The following is a 22510-nucleotide window of genomic DNA, read 5'->3' as shown; positions in this document are numbered from 1 at the left end:
ACGATGCCGTGGAGAGCGGCGCCGAGGGTGTCGAAGAGGCCGTTCAGGGCGGCGCTACCGGTGTCGATGATAACGGGGATCATAAGAATTCCTCTGTTTCTCGATAGGTCCAGCCGAGGCTGGCTTACGAACGGCATATCGACCCCGACCCACCCCCGGGTTACGCATTTCCCGATTTCGTGACGACGGTAACAATCCCCCTCAAAAACCTATCACCACCAGCCCTTTTCTCGTGATACACCATCTTTCTGAGGCGAATATAAGAGCCCCATGAGATTCACATTGCGCCAACTGATAAGGCCCCCTTTCCAATGCCCCGAAAAATAGGGGCACCCGCTACACCCCGTCCCACTTATGCCGGGGTGGTGGGGTTCGGGAAGGTGTGGACGAGTTCGATGGGGGCCCAGGAGGTGGGCGTTGACGGTATCGAGGTCTTCGGCGGGGATCCAGTATTCGAGGATGTCGCGGCCGCCTACCTGGTGGACGTCGTCGTTGCAGTCGCGGTCTTTTCCGCGCCCGGGGTGGAGGTGAGGCGGCTGCCGGTGAGCATGCGGGCGAGCACGCCGAGGAAGGCGAGGTGGGTGCGCAGGGCGGGTCCGCTGCGGGTCACCGAGGTGACGGTGGTGGTGCCGGTGGGGGCCACGTGGCCCGCGAAGCGGGCGGTGAGCCAGTCGAGGGCCGCGGGGACGACGAGGAATTCGAGCGGCAGGTGGGAACCGCGGCGGATGCGCAGGTAGTGGACGGTGGCCCCGGCGTGACGGTAGCGCTGGACGTGGGCGTCGATATCGGCGACGGCGATGACCTCATCGCGCACCCCTTGGAGCACCAGCAGCGGGGCGGCGGGTGCGCGGGTGCCGGGTTCGATATCGGCGAGGATGCGGCGCAGGGCTGGTTCGGCGAGGAGTCCGTCGAGTCCGTCGCGCAGGTGCCCGCTGACATCGCGGCGCAGGAACCGCAGCAGCAGCGCGAAGGTGCTGCGCTGTTCGGCCTCGCCGAGCAGCGCGCGATAACGCTCGTCGAGGTGATCGCGCAGGATCTGGTCGAGATCGGGGTAGGCCTGGCGCAGGCCCGCGACGAAAGCGGCGGGGAACCCGGCGAACCAACCGCCGTTGAGCCGCACGAACGCCGCGGCGGGATCGCCCACCGGCGAACCGGCCACCGCCCCGACCACGCGCAGCTCCGGCGCGTACTCCGCGGCCAGTTCGGCGGCCCAGGCCGTCGCCAGCCCACCGCCGGAGTAGCCCCAGAGTGCCACCGGCGCGGCGGCATCCAGGCCGAGCGGCGCGAAAGCCAGTGCGGCCCTGACCCCGTCGAGCGCGCGGTATCCGGGCTCGCGGGCGGCACCGAACCGCCCGCCGAGCCCTTCGTGATCGGGCACCGACACCGCCCAGCCCTGCCGCAGCGCCATGGCGATGATCGGCAGTTCCAGCGGGGCGATGGAGCCCAGCGTCCGCGCGCCGCGGCGCAAGGCGTAGGACGGGAAGCATTGCGGGGCAACGGCATCGATCGCGCACTGGAACGACACCAGCGGCCGCGATCGGGCCGGATCGGCGTCGGCGGGTAGCAGCACCGTCGTCACCGCCACCTCCGGCGCCCCGTCGAGATCGCAGGTGCGATACAGCAACTGCCAGGCCGTGATCCGCTGCGGCACCAGCCCGAACAGCGCCAGCTCCACCGGCCGGGCCCGCACCACCGCGCCCGGCGCGAGCAGCTCGACGGCGGGCGGGGTGGCGTAGAACGGGTCGGCGGGCGGGAGCAGCGGGTCGGTGCGCCAGGGCGCCGCCATCCGCAGGTCGAGGCTCATCACAGGCTGCCGCCGCCACCGAGGAACCACGGATTGAACGTGCACGCCAGTTCCGGGCCGTTCGCCGGGTCGAGGGCGCGCAGGGCGATGGAGGTGGCGCGCGGCGAATACATCATGGTCAGGTGGTCGGAGATGTCCTGTTCGCATCCGGCCTGGAGGGTGATGTTGTCGACGGTGGCGTCGGGCCCGGCGGTGAGGAAGGTCCAGTCGTAGGGGTTCATCACCTCGTCGTAGCGGGAGCCGACCGCGGTGTAGGCGACGCCGGGCACGGTGTCGCCGTTCGCGTTGAGGGTCGTGTAGAACGGCGAGCCGACCGCCTGCTCGACATTGCTGACGCCGATGATCGGCCGGTAGAAGCCGAGGATGTCGATGCCCGCGTTGTTGATCATCCGGCCCAGGGTGGCGATGCCCATGAGCGAGGTGCCGTGGTGGGTGGCGCCGAAGGTGATGAGCTTGCCGACCTTGCCCTGGCCACCGTCGAACTTGAGGTAGTGGTTGGCGATGGTGCCGCCCTGCGAGTGGCCGATGATGTCGACCTGCTCGGCGCCGGTCGCCGCGCGCACCCGGTCGATGAAATCGGCGGCCTGCCGGGCGGAATCGGCCATCGGGCCCACGCCGTTGCGGCCGGGCAGGATGGCTCCGAGACCGCCGCCCTCGAGCAGTCCGGACTTGCCGTAGTTCAGGGTGAACACGCAGTACCCGGCATCGGCCAGGCGCGGGGAGAGATAGGAGAAGGTGTCGAAGGCGTTGAGCCAGGTGCCGTGCAGCAGCACCACCGGGTTCGGGTGCTCGGCCGAGGGCTCGCAGTCCCACCGGTTGGCCTTGGGCGGGGCCGCGTCGGGGTGGAGCAGGCTGTAGGCGAAGGCGGCCAGGGGGGCCGTCATGGCCGGGCCCTCGCCGAGGGTGTCGGTGGCGCGGCTGGTGGCGGCCGATCCGGAGCCGCTGCCGGAGGCACTGCCGGTGTCGGCGATCGCGGTGGGCGTGCGCCCGTCGGCCGCGGTGGCCATGGTCGAGTCGAGGTAGGCGGCCAGCGAACCGATGGTCGGCTCGAGCGTGGGTTCCGCCGTGGCGGGCGTGGTGCCCAGGGCCGAGGCCGCGGTCAGGCCCGCGGCGATGCCGAGGCCGCAGAGGGTGCGGCGCAGGGTGTGCGTTGTCATGATGTCACTTCCGTCGAACCGCGCCGACGAGCAGGGTGGCTTCGACGCGCTCTGCGAATCTATGACCCGCACCACAGCACTGTCACTGCACCGTGAACCGAGAAAACCGGGCGAGGATTGTCGTCGACGCCAAGTTCTGTGCGTTTTCGACCGGTCGGTCCCGTTCCGCCCTGTCCTCGGACACAATCGAGTCATGCTCGCCGAACACCCCGTCTCCACCCGCCCCGCGCTGACCGCGCGGCTGCTCACCCACTGGCCCCAGATCGCCGAGCGCATGCTCGCCGAGGGCCTGGGCGCCACCGCGCCCGCCGAGTTGCCCGCGGGCCACTTCACCGCCGAGGTCCTGCCCACCATCTACGCCTGTGGGCGGGCCGTGCTCGAGGCCATCGCCGCCGATCGCGAGTTCACCCAGGCCGAGGTGGCGGCCTTCGTCGGCCCGGTCGCCGAGCGGCACGCCGAGGACCGACTCCCGCTGCCGATGCTGATCGGCGCGATCCACGGTTCGGCCCAGTCGGTGCTGGCGGAGGCCTCCGCGCTGGCCGACCCCACCGAGATGGACGAACTGGTCGTGGTCGGCAGCCGCCTGCTCGAACTGCTGCGCCATATCAATATGACCGTCGTGGAGACCTACACCGAGGTCGAGCAGTCGATCTATCACGCCGAGCGCGAGGCCCGTCGAGAGCTGTGTTCGGCGCTGGTGCGCGGCCTGCCCGCCGAGGAACTGGCCGCCCGCGCCGACACCGTGCTGGCCGAGCAGTACACCGTGCTGGCCATCCACCTCAGCGAGCCCGCGCGCACGGGCAGCGCCGCCAATCTGGTGACCCGCCGCCGCATCCGGGTACTGCAACGCGCCCTCGACGAGCTGACCGGAACCACCACGCCCGCCACCTTCGACGGCACCGGCGGCATCGCCCTGCTGAGCAACACCTCCGAGACCGATGTGCTCGACGCCGAGCAGTTCGACGCGCTCGCCGCCCGGCTCGCCGAACAGTTCGGGGTGACGGTGTATCTGGCCGAATTCTCCGGTGTCACCCGCGATGCCATCCCCGCCGCGGCCAAGGACGCGAGCGAGCTCACCGAACTGGCCCGCCTGCGCGGCAGGCCCGGCGGCTGCTACCGCCTCGACGACCTGCTGCTCGAATACCAGCTCACCCGCCCCGGCCCGGCCCGGGAACGACTGGCGCAGCGCGTGATTCCGCTGCTGTCGAGCCCGCACCTGATCGAGGCGCTCGAGGCGCACCTACGTCACGGCGCCGACCGCAAGACCGCTTCGCGGCGAATCCACGTGCACCCCAACACCTTCACCTACCGCCTGCGCCGCATCGCCGAACTCACCGGCCTCGATCCGGCCGACCCGACGGATTCGCGCATGCTCGCCGCCGCCCTCACCGTGCACCGGCTCGACGCGGCCCAGCGCCCCGAGGACTGACCTCGCGACGCCACGACGATCGCCGGAGGCGATCACGCGCGCAGCGCCCGGCCTAGCCGCCGAGCCGGTCGACCACCGCGCCGAGCCCCGCGGCCATCGCCGCGCGCTGGGCGGGGTCGAGGACATCGATGAACACCCGGCGCACCAGCGCCACATGCCCGGGCGCCACCGCGGCCAGCCGCGCTCGGCCCGCCTCGGTGAGCACGGCATTGACCCCGCGCACATCGGTGTGGTCGTCGGCGCGGCGGACCAGGCCCGCGCGTTCGAGCCTGCCCACCTGGTAGGTCAGCCCGCTCTTGGAGGTGTAGAGGGCGGCGGCGAGGTCGGTCATGCGCAGCGCGCCGCCGGGGGCGGCGGCCAGCCGGACCAGCACCTCGTACTGGGTGTGCGAGAGTCCCTCGGATTTGAGGTGCTGGTCGAGCGCGCGGTCCACCAGCGCGCCCGCGGCCAGGAACCGGTCCCAGAGCCGCATCTCCTCGGCGTCGAGCCACCGCGGTTCGTCCATGCGGCCACCCTATCGATCGGCGGAATAGCAGGGCAACCCTGGTTGTTCAAATTTGAATATCACCAGATCCGACCCGAAGGAGCCGACCGTGACCATGCCGGTGCTCTACCTGTCCCACGGCGCGCCGCCGCTGATCGACCACGCGACCTGGCCCGCCGAGCTGGCGGCCTGGGCGGGCGATCTACCCCGGCCGACGGCGATCCTGATCGTCTCCGCGCACTGGGAGTCGGCGCCGGTCACCATCGGCGCGACCCGCACGGTGCCGCTGGTCTACGACTTCTGGGGCTTCGACCAGCGCTACTACGACGTGCGCTACCCCGCCCCCGGCGCGCCCGACCTCGCGGCCCGGGTCCGCGCGCTGCTGGGCGGCGCGGTCACCGACGAGCCCGAGCGCGGGCTCGACCACGGCGCCTACGTCCCGCTGACCCAGATGTACCCGGATGCCGACATCCCCGTCCTGCAGGTCTCGGTCCCCACACTCGATCCGCGCGAACTGCTGGAGTTCGGCCGCAAGCTGGCGCCGCTGCGCGAGGAGGGCGTGCTGCTGATCGGCAGCGGATTCTTCACCCACAATCTGCGCGCACTCACCGGCGACGACCGGCAGGTCCACTCGTTCACCGCCGAGTTCGACGACTGGGGCCGCGAGGCGCTCGACGCGCGAAACATCGACGCCCTCCTGGATTTCGAGCACACCGCCCCCGCACCCCGGCTGGCCCATCCGCGCACCGAGCACTTCGCGCCGCTCTTCTTCACCCTCGGCGCGGGCCTGGACGACCTCGACTCGCTGCGCACCGTCATCGACGGCTATTGGCTCGGAATGGCAAGGCGTTCGGTGCAGCTCGGCTGACAACGAAAAAACCCGTTATTCGGCGTGTGCTCCGAATAACGGGTATTTCGTTTCCCGACAAGGAAAGTCTCGGGTGACTGCGCGCTTTACAGGTAGGCGCTGCAGACCGGCCAGGCGCCGGGACCCTGCGCGGCGAGGACGTTCTCGGCCACGCGGATCTGCTCTTCACGGCTGGCGTTGTCGGCGGTACCGGTGCCGCCGTAGGCCTCCCAGGTGCTCTGCGAGAACTGCAGACCGCCGTAGTAGCCGTTACCGGTGTTGATACCCCAGTTGCCGCTGCTCTCGCACTGCGCCACGGCGTCCCAGTTGTTGGCCGAGGCGGTGGCGGTGGTCAGACCGGCCGGAACGGCGATCATGGCACCGGCGACAGCGGCGAGGCCAAGGGCACGAGTGGTGAACTTGCGATTGAAAGACATAAGGATTCCTACCTGCGCCCACCGGCCCGGCGACGAGATCTGCCGTGTCCCTGCCCCTCAGGAATGTCGGGGATCCTCGAATCGCGGGGCAGGCTTTCCGGTGTTCTGCGATTCGATTCGGCTCGGGTTGTTGTGCAAGCCGTGATCGAATGTAGCGGTTACGCGACCTTCGATCACATCCCGATCACGAACGATTCTGTAGCGCACATTGTTCAAAAGAACGCTGTTCCGCGCTGGTCCACCGTAATAAATCCGTAATCACACAACTGTCATTGATCATGCATTTCGTGACCGGGATCACCGGGATTTCATGACCCCGGTCACAGGGCCACTCCGGCGATTCGGGCATTTCGCCGCGCCCGCATCGGGAGGATGATTGTCCCGAGGAGGTCCTGATGTCCGCTCGTCGTTCCCTGTTCGGCGTCATCGCGCTCTGCCTGGTGGCGGCGGTGGCGGTGGGGCTGTACCTGTTCCAGCCCTGGCGGTTGTTCACCACCGTGACCGTCGACGAAGCCCCGGTCACCGCGGTCGGCGGGGGGCCGCCGCCGGTCGTGGCCGAGGGCATGTTCGTCTCCCACGAGCATTCGACTTCGGGGACCGCGCAGCTCCAGCGCACGGCCGAGGGCACCCTGGTCCTGCGGATCACCGATCTGCGGACCTCCGACGGGCCCGCCCTGCGCGTCTGGCTCACCGATCAGCAGGTCGACCCCGGTGACTGGCGCAATTTCGACGACGGCGACCACGTCGATCTGGGGCCGCTGAAGGGCAACGAGGGCAATCAGAACTACGAGATCCCCGTCGGCACCGACCCCGCGACGATGCGCTCGGTCAGCATCTGGTGCGAACGGTTCCACGTGTCCTTCGGCGCCGCGCCGCTGATACCGGCCTGATCCGCGCCGCTCAGGCGAGCAATCGGCGCTCGGTGGCCACCGCGACGGCGGCGGCGCGGGTGTCGACGCCGAGTTTGTCGTAGATCCGGCCCAGGTGGGTCTTCACCGTGGCCTCGCTGATGTGCAGGGCCTTGGCGATCTCACGATTGCCCAGGCCCTGGGCCAGCTGACCGAGAATGTCGCGCTCGCGGGCGGTGAGGGTGGGGCCGGGGTTGCGCATGCGGGCCATCACCCGGGCCGCGACCGGGGCGGACAGCGCGGTCTCGCCGCTCGCGGCGGCGTGGATGGCGGCGAAGAGTTCCTCGGGGCGCTCGGCCTTGAGCAGGTAGCCGGTGGCGCCCGCCTCGATGGCGCGGGTGATGTCGGCGTCGGTGTCGTAGGTGGTCAGCACCAGCACGTGCGGGGTGGGCGCGGGCTGGGCGGTGATCCGCCGGGTCGCCTCGATACCGTCCATCTCGCCGCCGAGTTGCAGGTCCATCAGGACGACATCGGGGTGCAGGCTCGCGGCCAGTGCGACCGCGGCCGGGCCGTCGGCCGCCTCACCGATGACCTCGATGTCGGGTGCGCTCGACAGCAACGCGTGCAGGCCCGCCCGCACGACCGCGTGATCGTCGCAGATCAGCAAACGCACGACAGAGGTCACAGCTGCCGATGCTAGTGCGCCCGGCCCGGTCACGACTCCACCAGCGGGATCGCGGCGGACAGGACGGTGCCGTCACCGGGCGCCGACTCGATCGTGCAGTCCCCGCCCAGCTGACGGACCCGCGCGCGGATCGCGGGCAGCCCGTGTCCCCGGTGGTCGGCGTGGTCGGCCGGGCGCTCGGGGTCGAAGCCGCGACCGTCGTCGGCGATATCGAGCACGATCTGGTCGTCGAGGCTGGTCAGGGTGATCGTCGCGGTGGTGGCGGCCGCGTGTTCGCGCACATTGGCCAGCGCGCCCTGGGCGATGCGCAACAGGGTGGCTTCCACGCGTTGCGGCAGCGGTCCCGGTGTTCCTTCGATATGGCAGCGCACGGTGAGTGTGTCGGTGCTCTCGCGCTCGGCCAGCGCGGCCAGCGCGGCGGACAGCGATCCGCCCGCGGCGAGATCGGCGGGGGCGAGATCGTGGACGAATCTGCGCGCCTCGGTCAGGTCGCGTTCGGCGATCTCGGCGGCCGAGCGCAAGTGGGTGTGCGCGAGCTCCGGGTCGGTGTCCCACACCCGGTCGGCGGCCTGCAGCAGCATGCGCTGGCTGGACAAGCCCTGGGCGAGGGTGTCGTGGATTTCCATGGCGAGGCGCTGACGTTCGGCCAGGGTGCCCGCGCGGCGTTCGGTGGCCGCCAGCTCTTCGCGCGTGCGGACCAGGTCGTCGATGAGCGCGGCCTGGCGCTCGGACTGGCGGCGCATGCCGACGAACAGCGCCGTGGTCACCGCCGCGACCGCGGGCGGGGCCAGGATCAGGTTCGGATCGGCCCACCCGGCCAAGCGCAGCTGGGTGAGCACCACCAGCGCGGTGAGCACGACGACCAGCGTCACCGCGACCCGCACCGACAGGATCCGCAGACCCGTGTACACCAGCGGCACCGCGCACCAGGCGAAACTCGGCGCGAGCACCACCAGCACCGCCCAGGCCGCCACCAGCAGCGCGAACCACAGCACCCGCCCGGAGCGGCCCAGCTCGCTGACCGCGTAGAGCACCGCCAGCGCGAGCGCGAGGCCGACGACCCACAGGATCCGGTCGCTGTCGGCGTGGCGGAGCAGGAAGCGCAGCAGCGACGCCGACAGCAGCACATAGAACGCGCTGTGCACGATGACGGCGAGCAGGCGGGTGTCGTCGCGCCGGTCGCCGGTCGCGTTCGCCATGTTCGCCTCCCTGTTCCCTCGGCACCGTCCACCGCGGCGGCAAACTGCCCCATTCTCTCCCGTCGATCGCGTGCGGCGGATCAACCGATCGGTTGACCCGGGTGTCGTCCGGATCGGTCGCGGAGTGCAGCCGCTTCGCCGATCCGCCGGGGCCGCGCGGCGAACAGGATGGATATCAGCAGGCCACGGCAACCGCCGGACGGCCGAGTACCCGAGCAGGAGCAGCCATGACCAGCAAGTTCAGCACCCGCAACCGCCTCGTCGTCGCCGGTGCCACCGCCGCGGTGATCGGCGCGGGCGTCGTCGGTGTGGTGACCGTGCAGGCGCAGAATCCCGACCCGGCGACCCGCACCCCCGTGGTCGCCAGCGTCGCCGACGACAATCTGACCCAGAGCACGCACCTGTCGATCGCCGCCGCCACCGAAGCCGCCCAGGCCGCCCTCGACGCCGCCGCGCAGGAGAACCAGCGGGTGAGCGTCGCGGTGGTCGACCGCAACGGCAATGTGATCGTCACTCTGCGCGGCGACGGCGCGGGCCCGCAGTCCTACGACGCCGCCCAGCAGAAGGCCTTCACCGCCGTCTCCTGGAACGCCCCCACCACCGACCTCACCAAGCGCCTGGACTCCGCTCCCCACCTGGCCGACATCGACGGCACCCTGTTCCTCGGCGGCGGCGCCCCGGTGCAGGCCAACGGTGCCCCCATCGCGGGCATCGGCGTCGCGGGCGCCCCCAGCGGTGACCTCGACCAGAAGTTCGCCCAGGCAGGCGTCGCCGCGCTGGGCTGAATCACCCGGCGGACTCTGCCCTGCTGCCGAGCTACGGGCAGCGCCGCCGACCCGGACCATGGGTTCCTCGGGGCGGCGAACACCAAGCCGATGACTGCGGTCGCCTATCGGCAAAGCCGTTGAGCCAGGCCACGATACGTGCGCCGATCACCCCTCGCGGCGGGCCCGCGCCCGCCGCTTGCCTTCGTGCATGGCCTGGACGCGGGCCACCGGGATCGTGTGGCCCTCCTCGACCAGATCTGCGGGAAGTTCCTGTGATGCGGGCATTTCCGATGCCCAGGGGTCGCGGTCGCCGAGCAGGTCGGGGACGGTGCGGAGGGTGAAGTCGGCGGGGGTCACGTTGTCGAGGGCCGACCAGGGCAGGGGGAAGGACACGGTGACGCCCGGGCGGATGCGTGGGGTGTAGGCGGCGGCCACGGTGGCGCCGCCCGCGCGGGTGGCGTCGAGGAAGACCTTGCCGTGGCGGTCTTCGCGGATGAACGCGGTGGTGCTGATCGTGGGGTCGATGCGTTCGGCTCTGGCGGCGACCGCTCGGGTGGCCGCGGCGGCGTCCTCGACATCGAGGCCCGCGACCACCGGGACGAAGACGTGCAGGCCTTTGGATCCGCTGGTCTTCACGGCGCCGGAGAGTCCGTCGGCGGCCAGGGCTTCGCGGATCAGCCGGGCACCGGCGACCGCGTCGGCGAAGGTCTGGCCGGGTGCGGGATCGAGGTCGAGCACCAGATGGGTGGGGGCCGGGGCGGATTCGGCGAGATACAGGGTCGGGTGGTATTCGACGGCGCGCTGGTTGCCGAACCAGAGCAGGGTGCGCAGGTCGTCACAGAGGGCGTAGGTGACCTCGCGATGCGAGCTCTCCGCCCAGATCGTCGTGCGCGCGACCCACTCCGGGGTGTACTTGGGCAGGTTCTTCTGCATGAACCTGTCTTGCCCCGGCCGCACCCGCACCACCGACAGCGGGCGGCCGCGCAGGACGCACAGCAGCCGCTCCCCCGCGAATTCCAGGTAGTCGATCAGGTCGCGTTTGGTCGCCTCGGCACCGTCGAACAGCGGCTGGTCGAGGTTCGACATCTCGACCCCGCCCCGCACTTCCTTACCGGCCATCACCCCACCCTTCCCCCGGCATCGCACGGGGTCAACCATGGATGCCCCGACCCGCGGGCCGGGTTCGAGGTAGGTTCTCCTTCGTAGTCGAGAGTTTCGGCCGTACCGCCTGAGCCGGGCGGCATGGGGACGTGTGGCGGGCAGATGCCACCGAGTGGGGAGGGGCGCCCAGTGAATACACCGTCCAGCGCCGGATCCGGACGTGGCTGGTGGGCGGCGGCCGCCGCACTGGTCGTCGTACTCGGCCTGCTCACCGCGATCACCATCGTGGTGTCGACGCGCGACGATCACACCGCTTCCGGCACAACGGATCACGACACGGCGGCCCAGCACTTCGTCGGCACGCTGACCGGCCACACCGACACCGTCAACACCCTCACCACCGCCCAGCGCGACGGCCGAACAGTCATCGTCTCCGGCAGCGACGACGGCTCGATCCGCCTCTGGGACCTCGCCACGGGTCAGCCGGTGGGCCAACCGCTCACCGACGGCAACGACCGCATCGAGGCGCTCACCACCGGCGAGCGCGAGGGCCGCACCGTCATCGTCTCCGGTGGGTCGAAGGCCATCCGCCTCTGGGACCTCGACGCGGCCATTCCGATCGGGACAATCGCGGGCGATGACGTACCCGGCGAACTGTCCGTCCGAGGCCCCCGAGCACTCGCGACCGCCCAGCGCGACGGGCGCACCGTCGTCCTGGCCGGGATCTCCTCGGGCGTCGCCCTCATCGATCTCGGCACCGGCCGACGCCTGCGCCAGGGCTTCGCGGGCACCACCGAGGGCGAGGCCCCGATGACGGTCAACAATGTCGACGCCGTCGCCACGGTCGAGGTCGACGGCCGCGATGTGGTCGTCTCGGGCGGCACGGACACGATCGTCCGGGCCTGGACCCTCGACACCGGCCGACCCGCGGGCCCGCCGCTCACCGGCCACACCGCCGATATCGCCGCCCTCACCGGCGCCCGGCTCGACGGCCGCACCGTCATCGTCTCGGGCGCCCACGACGACACCATCCGGGTCTGGGATCTCACCACCGGCCAGCCTGTCGGCGAACCGCTGACCGGCCACCGGAGCTGGGTCCGAGCCCTCACCACCGCCGAATACCAGGGCCGCACCGTCCTCGTCTCCGGCGCCCGCGACGGCACCGTCCGCGTGTGGGATCTCGCCACCGGCCAGCCCGTGGGTGAACCCCTGACCGGATGTTCCGCCGAGGCCGTCACCACCGCCCAGCGCGAGAGCCGCACCGTCATCGTCGCGGGCTGCGCGGACAACACCCTCCACGTCTGGGAACTGCCCTGACGACCACCGTCCGCATCACGATCTGAAGACGGGCACGCTCACATCCGTCCGCCCCGGCCCGGAAGAACCGACGCTCGGCTAACATTCGGCTAGCCGCGTCCCGATACGTCCAGCAGGCCCGCCCGGGGAGTCACGGATGACGAAAACCGAGGTAGCACCCAATAAAACGATGCCGTTGCTGACCCTGTCGGCAATGGTGGTCGGCTCGATGGTGGGAGCGGGCGTCTTCTCGCTACCGCGCAATTTCGGCCAGGCCACCGGTGGTTTCGGCGCGCTGATCGCGTGGGGCATCGCCGGTACCGGCATGCTCATGCTGGCCCTGGTGTTCCAGGCACTGGCCATTCGCAAGCCCGATCTGGACGCCGGTGTCTACGCCTACGCCAAGGCCGGATTCGGCGAGTACCTCGGCTTCTTCTCCGCCTTCGGGTACTGGGCCAGCGCGTGCGTGGGCAATGTCAGCTACTGGGTGCTCATCAAATCGACGCTCGGCCAGGTGCTTCCGATCTTCGGCGAGGGCAATACGGTGCCCGCGGTGCTGCTGTCCACGGTGTTCATCTGGGCGTTCCACTTCACCGTGTTGCGCGGGGTGCAGGAGGCGGCGGCGATCAACAAGATCGTCACCATCGCCAAGATCGTGCCGATCGTCGTGTTCGTGCTCGTGCTGGTGTTCTATTTCGACACCGGCGTTTTCGCCGACAATTTCCTGGGCGGCGACGCGTACTCGGAGTCACTGTTCGAGCAGGTCCGCTCGACCATGCTGATCACCGTGTTCGTCTTCCTCGGCATCGAGGGCGCGAGCGTGTATTCGCGCTACGCGCGCAAGCGTTCCGATATCGGCCGCGCCACCGTGCTCGGATTCCTCAGCGTGCTGGCGCTGTTCGCCTCGGTGACCATGGTGTCGTTCGGCATCATGCCCCGCGACGAACTGGCCGGGGTCCAGCAGCCTTCGATGTCGCCGGTGTTCGAATCCGCCGTCGGCACCTGGGGCGCGTGGTTCATCAGTATCGGCCTGATCGTCTCGGTGCTCGGCGCGTATCTGGCCTGGACACTGATGGCCGCCGAGGTCCTCTACGTCGCCGCGGCCGACGAGGACATGCCCTCGTTCCTGGCCAGGGTCAACGCCCACAAGGTGCCGGTGGTGGCGCTGATCTTCACCACGGTGCTGATCCAGCTGGTGCTGCTGACCACGCTGTTCTCCGACGACGCCTTCACCTTCACCCTGAAACTGTGCAGCTCGCTGTCGCTGGTGCCCTATCTGCTGGCCGCGGCCTACGCGCTGAAACTGGCCTACACCCGCGAGACCTACCCCGAGCTGCATCCCGAGGACCGGCGCAAGGAACTGATCGTCGCCGCGATCGCCACCCTCTACACCACCTTCATGATCATGGCCGCAGGCCCGGAGTTCCTGCTGCTCTCGCTCATCATCTACGCCCCCGGTTCCATCCTGTTCTGGCTGGCCCGCCGTGAGCAGGGCCGCAAACCCTTCCAGGGCTGGGAAACGCTGCTGCTGGCCGGATCGATCATCGGCGCGGTCGCCGGGATCGTCGGCCTGGCCGCAGGCTGGATCACCATCTGACACCCATCGTCGTCCGCAGGAGGTAAGCCCATGACCCAGCCCGCATCCGCCTACGGCGTGTACTCCGAGGTCGGCACGCTGCGCAAGGTCCTGGTCTGCGCGCCCGGTCTCGCCCACGAACGGCTCACCCCGACCAACTGCGACGACCTGCTCTTCGACGACGTGCTGTGGGTGCAGAACGCCAAGCGCGACCACTTCGACTTCATGGCCAAGCTGCGCGACCGGGGCGTGGAGGTGGTCGAACTGCACAACCTGCTGGCCGAGACCCTGGCCGTGCCCGGTGCGCGGGACTGGATCCTGGACCGCACCATGACCCCGAACGAGGTCGGCCTCGGCCTGCTCGAGCAGACCCGCGGCTACCTGGAATCCCTCGACGACCGCGCCCTCACCACCCACCTGATCGGCGGGCTGGCCGTGGCGGATGTCCCCGGCAGCGACCTGGCCTACCGCGCCCTGGCCCGCGAACAGAGCGGCGCCCGCGAATACCTGCTGCCACCCCTGCCCAACACCCTCTACACCCGCGACACCACCTGCTGGATCTACGGCGGCCTCACCCTCAATCCCCTCTACTGGCCCGCCCGGCACGACGAAACCCTGCTGATGAAGGCCATCTACACCTTCCACCCCGACTACACCGGCGCGCGGATCTGGTGGGGCGACCCCGAACGTGACTGGGGCCTGGCCACTTTCGAGGGCGGTGACGTGATGCCCGTGGGCAACGGCGTGGTGCTGGTCGGCATGAGCGAGCGCACCTCGCGCCAGGCCATCAGCCAGGTGGCGCGGGCGCTGTTCGAGGCGGGCGCCGCCGAGCGGGTGATCGTGGCCGGGATGCCGAAGCTGCGCGCGGCCATGCACCTGGACACCGTGTTCACCTTCGCCGACCGTGACCTGGTCACCATCTTCCCCGACATCGTGCACGGCATCCACGCCTTCTCGCTGCGCCCCGGCGACAAGAACCCGATCGAGGTGGTCGACGAAGCCGACCCGTTCCTCACGGTCGTCGCCAAGGCACTCGGCTTCCCGGAACTGCGCGTGGTGGACACCGGCGGCGGCTACTACGCCAACGAGCGCCAGCAGTGGGACAGCGGCAACAACCTCGTCGCGGTGGAACCCGGTGTCGTGTTCGCCTACGACCGCAATACCCACACCAATACCGAACTCCGCAAACAGGGCGTGGAGGTCATCACCATCGTCGGCGCCGAACTGGGCCGCGGCCGCGGCGGTGGGCACTGCATGACCTGCCCGATCATCCGCGACGCCGTCGAGTTCTGAGCCCCGCGGGACCCCGACCAGCCGTTTTGGATGAACGACCAGTCGTCGGCTATCGTATGTCTCGCGCGGTTCGCCCCTGGTGAACTGTGGTTCTGGCCCCGTCGTCTAGCGGCCTAGGACGCCGCCCTCTCAAGGCGGTAGCGCGGGTTCAAATCCCGTCGGGGCTACAACGAGAATCCCTCGGTCATCAGACCGGGGGATTTTTTGTGCCCACTGTGCGACATATTGACAGATGTTGCATGCCCAATACACTGAGCGAAACGTTGCAAGCGCAGACCGGGAGGTGACGTGGGCGAACAGACCGCACTGGGACAGCGCCTCGACGAGCTCGCCGCCCGCCCCGACGCCATCGCCGCCTTCAAGGCCGCCCGCTCCGGCTTCCTGGCCGGGCGCAGGCTGGAGATGAAGGAACTGGCCGACGAACTCGGCGTCAACCGGGCCACCCTGTTCCGCTGGGTCGGCGGCCGCGACGAACTGCTCGCCGAGGTGATCTGGTCGATCGCCGAACCCACCCTGCGCCGCGCCACCGCCGCCACCGAGGCCCGCGGCGCCCACCGGATCGCCACCGTGCTCGGCGATTTCGCGCAGGCGGTCAACGACTCCGACGCGTTCCGCCAGTTCCTGCGCCGCGAACCCGAACGCGCGCTGCGCCTGCTCACCACCACGGCGGGTTCGGTGCAGCGCCGCTTCGTCGCCGTGATCGCCGACCTGCTCACCGAGGCCATCTCGGCGGGCGAACTCGATCCGCCGCTGCCGGTGCCGGAACTGGCCCTGCTGCTCGCGCGGATCACCGAGACCTTCATCTACGCCGATGTGATCAGCGGCGAGGAACCCGACGCGGCCAAGGTCGTCCAGGCCTCGCTGGTAATGCTGAAAGGAAAGCCATGAAGCGCACCATCTACACCGAGGACCACGAAGCCTTCCGGGCCTCGGTCGCCGAATTCGTCAAGCGCTCGGTCGAGCCGCACGCCGAGAAGTTCATCGAACAGCGCTCGATCGACCGTGAGACCTGGCTGGCCGCGGGCGAACTGGGCTACCTGGGCCTGGGCATCCCGGAGGAGTTCGGCGGCAGCGACGCGGGCGACTGGCGCTTCGCCGCCGTGCTCGGCGAGGAACTGGCCAAAGCCGGTGCGGCCCTGTCGTCCTCGTTCGGCATCCACTACGACGTATGCGCGCCCTACCTGGTGGAGCTGACCACCGACGAGCAGAAGCGGCGCTGGCTGCCCAAGTTCTGCACCGGCGAGATCGTCACCGCCATCGGCATGACCGAGCCCTCCGGCGGCTCCGACCTGGCCGCGCTCAAGACCACCGCCGTGCGCGACGGCGAGGACTGGATCATCAACGGCTCCAAGACCTTCATCACCAACGGCTTCAACGCCGACCTGGTGATCGTCGCCGCGCGCACCAGCCCGGAGAAGAAGGCCAAGGGCATCACCCTGTTCGCCGTGGAGAACGGCATGGACGGCTTCACCCGCGGCCGCAAGCTCGACAAGGTCGGTCAGCCCGAATCCGACACCGCCGAACTGTTCTTCGACAATGTCCGGGTGCCCGACGCCAACCGGATCGGCGAGGTCGACCGCGGCTTCATCGCCATGATGGAGCGCCTGCCGCAGGAGCGCATCGGCGCGGCGGTGTCGAATATCGCGCACGCGGCGGCGGTGCTCGACGAGACCCTGCAGTACGCCAAGGAGCGCAAGGCCTTCGGTCAGCAGATCGGCAGCTTCCAGTACAACAAGTTCCTCTTCGCCGAGATCGTCACCAAGGTCGAGGTGACGCAGGCGTTCGTCGACCAGTGCATCGCCGCGCACGCCACCGGCGAGCTGTCGGCCGTCGACGCCGCCAAGGCCAAGTGGTGGTCGGCACAGGTGCAGAACGAGGTGCTCGACGCGTGCGTGCAGCTGCACGGCGGCTACGGCTACATGCGCGAGTACAAGGTCGCGCGGGCGTGGATGGACGCCAGGGTCACCAAGATCTGGGCGGGCTCCAACGAGATCATGAAGGAGCTCATCGGCCGCGATCTGGGGCTGTAGGGAAACGTTGAGCGTCGCGCCCGGCGGGTTTTCGCCGGGCGCGACGCGACGCCGGTCAGTTCAGGATGATCGGCAGCGCGGCCAGATCGTTCTGGGTGAGCACCGGCAGATTGCCGAGCTCGCTGTCGGGCACCGCGAGCTTCAGCTCGGGGAAGCGCTCGAACAGCGCGGGCAGCGCGATGGCCGCCTCCAGCCGCGACAGCGCAGCGCCGGGGCAGATGTGCGGGCCGTAGCCGAAGGCCAGGTGGCGGTTGGCGGTCGCGCGGGTGACGTCGAACTCGTCGGCGGTCTCGCCGTGCACGGCATTGTCGCGCCCGATCGCGCGGTACGACATCACCACGCCCTCGCCCTTCTCGATCACGGTGTCGCCCACGGTGATGTCCTCGGTGGCGAAGCGCATCAGCAGGTGCGAGACCGGGCCGTCCCAGCGCAGCGACTCCTCGATCACCTGCTTCCACTCCACGTCCCCGGCCAGCACCTTGGCCAGCTGCTCGGGCTGGCCCAGCAGCGCGCGCACGGTGTTGACGATCAGGCTCACGGTGGTCTCGTGCCCGGCGGCGACGAGGGCCTTGATATTGCCGATCGCCTCCTCCTCGGACAGCGCCGCGCCGCCCTCCTCGTCGGCCACGACGAAGGCCGAGGTGAGATCGTCGCCCGGGTTCGCGATCTTCTGCTTCACCTGGTCGGTGAAATACACGTCCAGCTCGCCGATCACGCGCAGACGCTCGTCCTGCGGGGTCATCACCGAGAAGAACTTCTTGTACCAGTCCAGCAGCTGGGCGTGGTCTTCGCGGGCGACGCCCATCAGGTCGCCGACCACCCGCATCGGCAGCGGGTAGGCGAAAACCTGCTTGAGGTCCACCGGCGTGCCGTCGGCGCCGGCGGCGGCGAGATCGTCGAGCAGTTCGGCGGTGAGCGCCTCGATCACCGGGCGCAGCTCCTCGAGTCGGCGCGGGGCGAGCGCCTGCGCGGTCTTGAGGCGCAGGCGGCGGTGCTCGGCGCCGTCGACATTGAACATGGAGCGGTCCACGTCGACCATGCCGATCAGCGGCCACTGGTTGGTCACCACGCCGTCGGTGTAGAGCTTCCAGGCGTTGATGTCCTTGATCAGGCGCGGGTCGGTGGTCAGTTTGCGGGCGGTGGCGTGGTCGGTGACGGTCCAGGCGGGCACGCCGAGCAGATCGATGCGGGTGATCGGGCCCTGCGCGCGGAGTCGGGCGGTTTCTCCGTCGAGGTCACCGACCATGGGGTCGATGGCGAACGGGCATTGGGAACTCACGACGAACCTCCGACGGGTCGAACTGGTGTGAAACGAACGGGCAGTGCGGTCATGCCCCGAAGGAAAGCCGAAGGACGCCGGGTCAATTGGTCGGCGGGGACCGCCAGGTCGACATCGGGGAGCCGGTCGAGCAGCACCTCGATCCCGGTCCTGGCGATGATCTCGGCGATCTGCTGCGCCGGGAACGGGCAGCGGTATTCGCCGTAGCTGAACGCGAAGTGCGCGTTGTTGCCGGTGGGCACCGTGTCGCCGTCGGTGAACGACTGGCGGATGTGCGGGTCGAGGTTGGCCGCGGCCAGCCCCAGCAGCAGCATGTCGCCCGCGCGGATGGTCTGATCGCCCAGGCGGGTGTCGCGGGCGGCCCAGCGCCCGGCCAGGATCGAGGTGGGGCCCTCTTCCCAGAGCACCTCGTTCATCGCCTGGCCGACGCTGCGCCTGCCGCCGCCCAGCGCCGCGGCGAAACGGTCGTCGGTGAGCATCAGCCGCATCGAGCTGCCCAGCCAGTCGGCGGTGGTGAGGTGACCGGCGGCGGTGATCGCCATCAGGTCGTTGATGTATTCCTCGTCGGTGAACGGCTCGGGATCGGCGAGCATGAGCGAGGTGAGATCGCCGCCGGGCCTGGCCTTCTTGCTCATCAGCAGCCGGGCCATGTGCTCGCCGAAGCGGACGTGCCCGTCCTGGGCGTCGGCGCCGCCGTCGGCGAGGGCCTTCATGGTGGCGGCCAGATCGGCGGCGTCGGAGTCGGGCAGGCCGAGAATGCGGCCCAGCGCCAGCACCGGCAGCGGTTCGGCGAACTCGGCTACCAGGTCGGCGTGGCCGCGCCCGCAGAAGCCGTCGACGAGCCGGTCGGCGAGTTCCTCACAGGCCCGGCGCAATTCGAAGTGGTCCACCGCGTCCAGGGCGGGTTCCACCATGGCCAGATGACGGCGATGCTCGGCACCGGCGGTGAAGTAGATCGACGGCATCGGCCTGCCCACCATGGGCAACAGCGGCCAGTCCTCGGGCACCCGGCCCCACTGGTTCCACAGCGAGACATCGCGCGGGAACAGCAGCGGATCGCTGGTCACCTGATGCAGTTCGCGATAGCCGATGATCAGCCAGGCCGGGAACCCACCGGGCAGCTCGACCGCCACCACGGGGCCGTGCTCGCGGCGCATCCTGCGGTAGACCTCGTGCGGTTCGATATGGAATTCCGGGCCGCTCAACGGGACGGCGCCGGTAACCGGGCACGCGCCCGCCGGAGTGCTCATGAAACGGATTCCCCCTGCCCGACAGCGGAATACAGGTGCTCGACCAGGGCGATCAGGACCTGTTTGCTCGATTCGCGCGAGCGCGCGTCACACATCAGCAGCGGCACCGCCGGATCCAGATCCAGCGCGTCGCGCACGGCTTCGGGGGCGTGCGAGTCACCGAAGTCGTTGCAGGCCACCACGAACGGGGTGCCCTGGTGTTCCAGGCGGTCGATCGCGTACCAGGAGTCGGCGATGCGCCGCTGGTCGACCAGCACGATCGCGCCGAGCGCGCCGGTGAACAGCCGGTCCCACAGGAACCAGAATCGCTGCTGCCCCGGCGCGCCGAACAGATACAGCACATGCTCGCCGTCGAGGGAGATGCGGCCGAAGTCGAAGGCCACGGTGGTGGTCGACTTGCCGGGCACGCTCTCGGCGTCGTCGACGCCCACGCCGACGTCGGTCATCGTGGCCTCGGTGTCGAGCGGCCTGATCTCGCTGACCGAACGCACCAGCGTCGTCTTGCCGACCCCGAAGCCGCCGATCACCACGATCTTCAGGCCGTGCTTGACCGTGCCCTCCAGCGGTGCCTGCGCGCGTTCGGGCGCGAGATCAGAGTTTGCGAAGTCCAACGAGCACCTTCTCGAGGGTGGAGAGATCCAGCGTCATGGCTGCCGACAGCGGAGGGCGGACGGTGATCTTGCCCGCGTGCAGCAGATCCGAGAGCACCACGGTGGCGACCCCGACGGGCAGGCGCAGTTCGGCGGCGATCTCCACCACCGCGGTGGGCGCCCGGCACATCCGCAGGATGGCCACCTGCTCGGAGGTCATCCCCGCCGAGGGCGCCGATTCGCTGACCACCAGGGTGACCAGGTCGAAGTCCTCGGTGGCCGGGGCGCGGCCGCCGGTCAGCGTGTAGAACCGGTCGGGATCGTCGTCGCGCAGCGCCCTGGTCAACTCGGCACCACCCGTCTCGGTTGGGCCGCCATATGCTCGCCCAGCTGTTCGACCAGCTCGTGCATGGTGTGCCCGACCAGGCCCGCGTCGGCGTCCTCGGCGGCGACCACGGCTAAGTGCGCGCCCCGGCCCGCCTCGATCACGAACAGGATGCCGCCGTAGAACTCGGTCATCGACTGGCGGACACCGCCACGCCCGTCACCGAACTCGACGGAAGCCCCGTGCGACAGGCTCTGGAATCCGGCGGCGATGGCGGCCAACTGGTCGGCGCGGTCGACATCGAGTTCGGGGGTGTGGCAGATCTTGAGCCCGTCACCGGAGAGCAGCAGGGCGTGCCTGGCGCGTGGGGTGCGGGCGAGCAGTTTCTCGAGCAACCAGCCGAGGTTGGTGGATGCGGTGGTCATCAGTCCTCCGTGGAGTCGGGGGCAGCGTGGCGGCGGCCCGGCGCGGAACGTTGGAAGGCGCCCAGTGCCGCAGGCTTCGTCGGCGCGGATTCGACGGCCGGTGGCGTGGCCAGACCTTCGGGATGGACCTGGGCCAGGGTGCTGCCCCGGCGTCGTTTCGGCAGCGAGGGCGAGGAGTCCGCGGTCGGCAGCGCGTGCTGGCCGGTGGTCTCGGACCTGCCGTACTCGTCGGCGGGCCGGGCGTGCTGGGCGCGCGGGATCGGTGCGTCGTAGCGGCCGAGATCGGGACGCGGCGCCTCGACCGGGCGCGGCGGTTCCACCGGGCGCGGGGTCGGGGTGGCCAGCAGGCCGGTGCCGCGGCGTTCGGCGCGCGCGGTGAGTTCGCGCGGGACCACCACCACAACGGCCGTGCCGCCGATGGCCGAGGGCCGGTAGGACACGGTCAGCTCGTGTTTGCGGGCGAGATTGCCGACCACGGCCAGCCCGAGCCGGGTGCCCGACAGCGAGGCCAGGTCCACGCCCTTGCCCTTGTGATCGCGGCCCGAGACGGCGGCTTCGGCGCGGCGCAGCGCCGATTCGCTCATCACCAGACCGCTGTCCTCGATCGTGATCACCACGCCCGCGGGCACTTCCGCCGCGTAGACGTGCACCTCGGTGGTGGGCGGGGAGAAGTTGCAGGCGTTGTCGAGCAATTCGGCCAGGGTATGCATGACGCCCTCGGCGGCGTGCCCGGCGACGCCGACCTCGGCGACAGCGCGCAGCCGCACGCGCTGATAGCCCGCGACCCGGCCCATCGCGCCGCGCAGGATGGACTCCATCGCAATCGGTTTGGCCCAGCGGCGGCCGGTGCGGGCGCCGCTGAGCACGGCGATGCTGTCCGCGAGGCGGCCGGTCTGGGCGGTGCGGTGGTCGATGTGGAGCAGGTCGGTGAGCACGCGCGGGTCGGCGTGGCGGTGTTCCATCTCGCGCAGTTCGGCCAGCATGGAGGTGGTCATGGCCTGGATGCGGCCCGCGGCGCCCGCGAAGGCGGCCAGGGCGGCGGCGCCCCGGCGGCCGTTCTCCTGCGCCTCCCAGGCGAAAGCGGCGGTGTGCTCCTCGGCCTGGGCGACGCGCTGCGCCGATTCGGCGACGACGCGGGCCAATTCACGTTCGGCGTGCTCGGCGGCGGCCGCGCTGATCCGGGCCTGGGCCCGAGCGCGCAGGGTGAGGAAGATCGCGGGACAGCCGATGAGCACCGCGGCGACCACCCCGGCCAGCACCGGGATGCCAATGGCGACGGGTGCGAAAATCGCCGTCACGACGGCGATCACCACCAGGACCAGCCCGGCGCCGAACACCACGGGTGCGGTCTGTCCGGCACCGTCGCGGCCGGATTCGGCCACCGGTTCCGGCACATGCGCCATCGACGCGACTTCCGCAGTATTCACAGGCCCCCAACCGCCAATCTCGAACCAATCACGCGGCACGACAGCCCGTTCAGATAGTGCATGCGAGCATATCGAGCCCCCGCCCCGCCTGCCACTCGGACGAGGCCGGTTCACTATGTGTTCGCACACACTTGACGCGGTGGCCGTCCGCGATGCTCATTCCAGTGACGGCACCGACGACTTCGAAAAATCGAACGTGCCGAAACATCCTTTCCAGCAACGGCGGTGACATGCCGGGAATGGTCCCACCGAGGGCTGCGG

At 69.9% G+C, this 22510-nt stretch carries 21 protein-coding genes, 1 tRNA gene and 1 pseudogene; 10 read left to right on the top strand and 13 right to left on the bottom strand.

Annotation, left to right across the window (positions count from 1 at the left end):
• Nucleotides 1–472: 472 nt before the first annotated feature.
• Together WA675_RS01265 and WA675_RS01260 are read right to left on the bottom strand one after the other, a co-directional pair.
• Nucleotides 473–1804, bottom strand: a complete 1332-nt coding sequence (locus tag WA675_RS01265; protein WP_336081161.1) for a lipase family protein — start codon at nt 1802–1804, stop codon at nt 473–475.
• On the bottom strand, nt 1804–2961 hold the full coding sequence (locus WA675_RS01260; protein ID WP_336081160.1) for an esterase/lipase family protein: 1158 nt from the start codon (nt 2959–2961) through the stop codon (nt 1804–1806). The genes WA675_RS01265 and WA675_RS01260 overlap by 1 nt, the downstream gene beginning before the upstream one ends.
• 193 nt (nt 2962–3154) lie before the next feature.
• Here WA675_RS01260 and WA675_RS01255 point away from each other — a divergent pair, with 193 nt between their 5' ends.
• A complete protein-coding gene (locus tag WA675_RS01255; protein WP_336081159.1) occupies nt 3155–4390 on the top strand; it encodes a PucR family transcriptional regulator in 1236 nt (411 codons plus the stop codon).
• Nucleotides 4391–4442: 52 nt separating this feature from the next.
• Here WA675_RS01255 and WA675_RS01250 read toward each other — a convergent pair whose 3' ends face one another.
• Complete coding sequence (locus tag WA675_RS01250) at nt 4443–4895, bottom strand: MarR family winged helix-turn-helix transcriptional regulator (RefSeq protein WP_336081158.1); 453 nt, start codon at nt 4893–4895, stop codon at nt 4443–4445.
• A gap of 94 nt (nt 4896–4989) precedes the next feature.
• Between WA675_RS01250 and WA675_RS01245 the strand changes: the two genes are divergently transcribed.
• Nucleotides 4990–5742 (top strand): dioxygenase family protein, encoded by a 753-nt coding sequence (locus WA675_RS01245; protein WP_336081833.1) that lies wholly within the window; start codon nt 4990–4992, stop codon nt 5740–5742.
• Nucleotides 5743–5831: 89 nt separating this feature from the next.
• On the opposite strand, the pseudogene WA675_RS01240 reads toward WA675_RS01245, so the two are convergent.
• Nucleotides 5832–6158, bottom strand: a pseudogene (locus WA675_RS01240) (transglycosylase family protein); the annotation flags it as partial.
• Nucleotides 6159–6553: 395 nt separating this feature from the next.
• On the opposite strand from WA675_RS01240, the gene WA675_RS01235 reads away from it, so the two are divergent.
• Nucleotides 6554–7048: a DM13 domain-containing protein gene (locus tag WA675_RS01235; RefSeq protein WP_336081157.1), complete on the top strand. Its 495-nt coding sequence runs from the start codon at nt 6554–6556 to the stop codon at nt 7046–7048.
• 10 nt (nt 7049–7058) lie between these two features.
• Here the strand turns inward: WA675_RS01235 and WA675_RS01230 are convergent, their stop codons facing one another.
• Together WA675_RS01230 and WA675_RS01225 are read right to left on the bottom strand one after the other, a co-directional pair.
• Nucleotides 7059–7691, bottom strand: coding sequence for a response regulator transcription factor (locus tag WA675_RS01230; protein ID WP_336081155.1), 633 nt, complete (start codon nt 7689–7691; stop codon nt 7059–7061).
• Nucleotides 7692–7720: 29 nt separating this feature from the next.
• A complete protein-coding gene (locus WA675_RS01225) occupies nt 7721–8890 on the bottom strand; it encodes a sensor histidine kinase (protein WP_336081154.1) in 1170 nt (389 codons plus the stop codon).
• A gap of 227 nt (nt 8891–9117) precedes the next feature.
• On the opposite strand from WA675_RS01225, the gene WA675_RS01220 reads away from it, so the two are divergent.
• A complete protein-coding gene (locus tag WA675_RS01220) occupies nt 9118–9675 on the top strand; it encodes a GlcG/HbpS family heme-binding protein (protein ID WP_336081153.1) in 558 nt (185 codons plus the stop codon).
• A 147-nt stretch (nt 9676–9822) separates the two neighbouring features.
• On the opposite strand, the gene WA675_RS01215 is transcribed toward WA675_RS01220, so the two are convergent.
• The gene (locus WA675_RS01215; RefSeq protein WP_336081151.1) at nt 9823–10776 is read right to left on the bottom strand and encodes a DNA polymerase domain-containing protein; all 954 of its coding nucleotides are present in this window, start codon (nt 10774–10776) and stop codon (nt 9823–9825) included.
• A 171-nt stretch (nt 10777–10947) separates the two neighbouring features.
• On the opposite strand from WA675_RS01215, the gene WA675_RS01210 reads away from it, so the two are divergent.
• The 6 genes from WA675_RS01210 to WA675_RS01185 all read left to right on the top strand — a co-directional run bounded on the left by WA675_RS01210 (nt 10948) and on the right by WA675_RS01185 (nt 16953).
• A complete protein-coding gene (locus WA675_RS01210; protein ID WP_336081149.1) occupies nt 10948–12075 on the top strand; it encodes a WD40 repeat domain-containing protein in 1128 nt (375 codons plus the stop codon).
• 136 nt (nt 12076–12211) lie between these two features.
• Nucleotides 12212–13651 carry a basic amino acid/polyamine antiporter gene (locus tag WA675_RS01205; RefSeq protein ID WP_336081147.1) on the top strand — a complete coding sequence of 480 codons (1440 nt, stop codon included), beginning with the start codon at nt 12212–12214 and terminating at the stop codon, nt 13649–13651.
• A 30-nt stretch (nt 13652–13681) separates the two neighbouring features.
• The gene (locus WA675_RS01200) at nt 13682–14923 is read left to right on the top strand and encodes an arginine deiminase (RefSeq protein ID WP_336081145.1); all 1242 of its coding nucleotides are present in this window, start codon (nt 13682–13684) and stop codon (nt 14921–14923) included.
• Between the two features lie 94 nt (nt 14924–15017).
• Nucleotides 15018–15090: transfer RNA gene (locus WA675_RS01195), tRNA-Glu, on the top strand.
• Between the two features lie 121 nt (nt 15091–15211).
• A complete protein-coding gene (locus WA675_RS01190) occupies nt 15212–15811 on the top strand; it encodes a QsdR family transcriptional regulator (RefSeq protein ID WP_336081144.1) in 600 nt (199 codons plus the stop codon).
• Nucleotides 15808–16953 carry an acyl-CoA dehydrogenase family protein gene (locus WA675_RS01185; RefSeq protein WP_336081142.1) on the top strand — a complete coding sequence of 382 codons (1146 nt, stop codon included), beginning with the start codon at nt 15808–15810 and terminating at the stop codon, nt 16951–16953. Before WA675_RS01190 ends, WA675_RS01185 begins: the two co-directional genes overlap by 4 nt.
• Nucleotides 16954–17008: 55 nt before the next feature.
• On the opposite strand, the gene WA675_RS01180 is transcribed toward WA675_RS01185, so the two are convergent.
• Genes WA675_RS01180 through WA675_RS01155 form a run of 6 tightly spaced genes read right to left on the bottom strand, consistent with a single transcriptional unit; the run spans nt 17009 to nt 22249 of the window.
• A complete protein-coding gene (locus WA675_RS01180; RefSeq protein ID WP_336081141.1) occupies nt 17009–18232 on the bottom strand; it encodes a cytochrome P450 family protein in 1224 nt (407 codons plus the stop codon).
• On the bottom strand, nt 18229–19482 hold the full coding sequence (locus WA675_RS01175; protein WP_336081139.1) for a cytochrome P450: 1254 nt from the start codon (nt 19480–19482) through the stop codon (nt 18229–18231). Before WA675_RS01175 ends, WA675_RS01180 begins: the two co-directional genes overlap by 4 nt.
• The gene (locus tag WA675_RS01170; RefSeq protein WP_442945528.1) at nt 19479–20093 is read right to left on the bottom strand and encodes a GTP-binding protein; all 615 of its coding nucleotides are present in this window, start codon (nt 20091–20093) and stop codon (nt 19479–19481) included. The genes WA675_RS01175 and WA675_RS01170 overlap by 4 nt, the downstream gene beginning before the upstream one ends.
• On the bottom strand, nt 20074–20418 hold the full coding sequence (locus tag WA675_RS01165) for a DUF742 domain-containing protein (RefSeq protein WP_278263565.1): 345 nt from the start codon (nt 20416–20418) through the stop codon (nt 20074–20076). The genes WA675_RS01170 and WA675_RS01165 overlap by 20 nt, the downstream gene beginning before the upstream one ends.
• Entirely contained in the window at nt 20415–20822 is a 408-nt protein-coding gene (locus WA675_RS01160) for a roadblock/LC7 domain-containing protein (protein ID WP_336081137.1), read from the bottom strand. Before WA675_RS01160 ends, WA675_RS01165 begins: the two co-directional genes overlap by 4 nt.
• Complete coding sequence (locus tag WA675_RS01155; RefSeq protein ID WP_336081136.1) at nt 20822–22249, bottom strand: sensor histidine kinase; 1428 nt, start codon at nt 22247–22249, stop codon at nt 20822–20824. Before WA675_RS01155 ends, WA675_RS01160 begins: the two co-directional genes overlap by 1 nt.
• Between the last annotated feature and the right edge of the window lie 261 nt (nt 22250–22510).

This window comes from Nocardia sp. SSK8 (assembly GCF_037034205.1).
GTDB lineage: Bacteria > Actinomycetota > Actinomycetes > Mycobacteriales > Mycobacteriaceae > Nocardia.
Note: the sequence above shows the minus strand (reverse complement) of the source record. Positions and strands in the feature narration are given on the sequence as shown.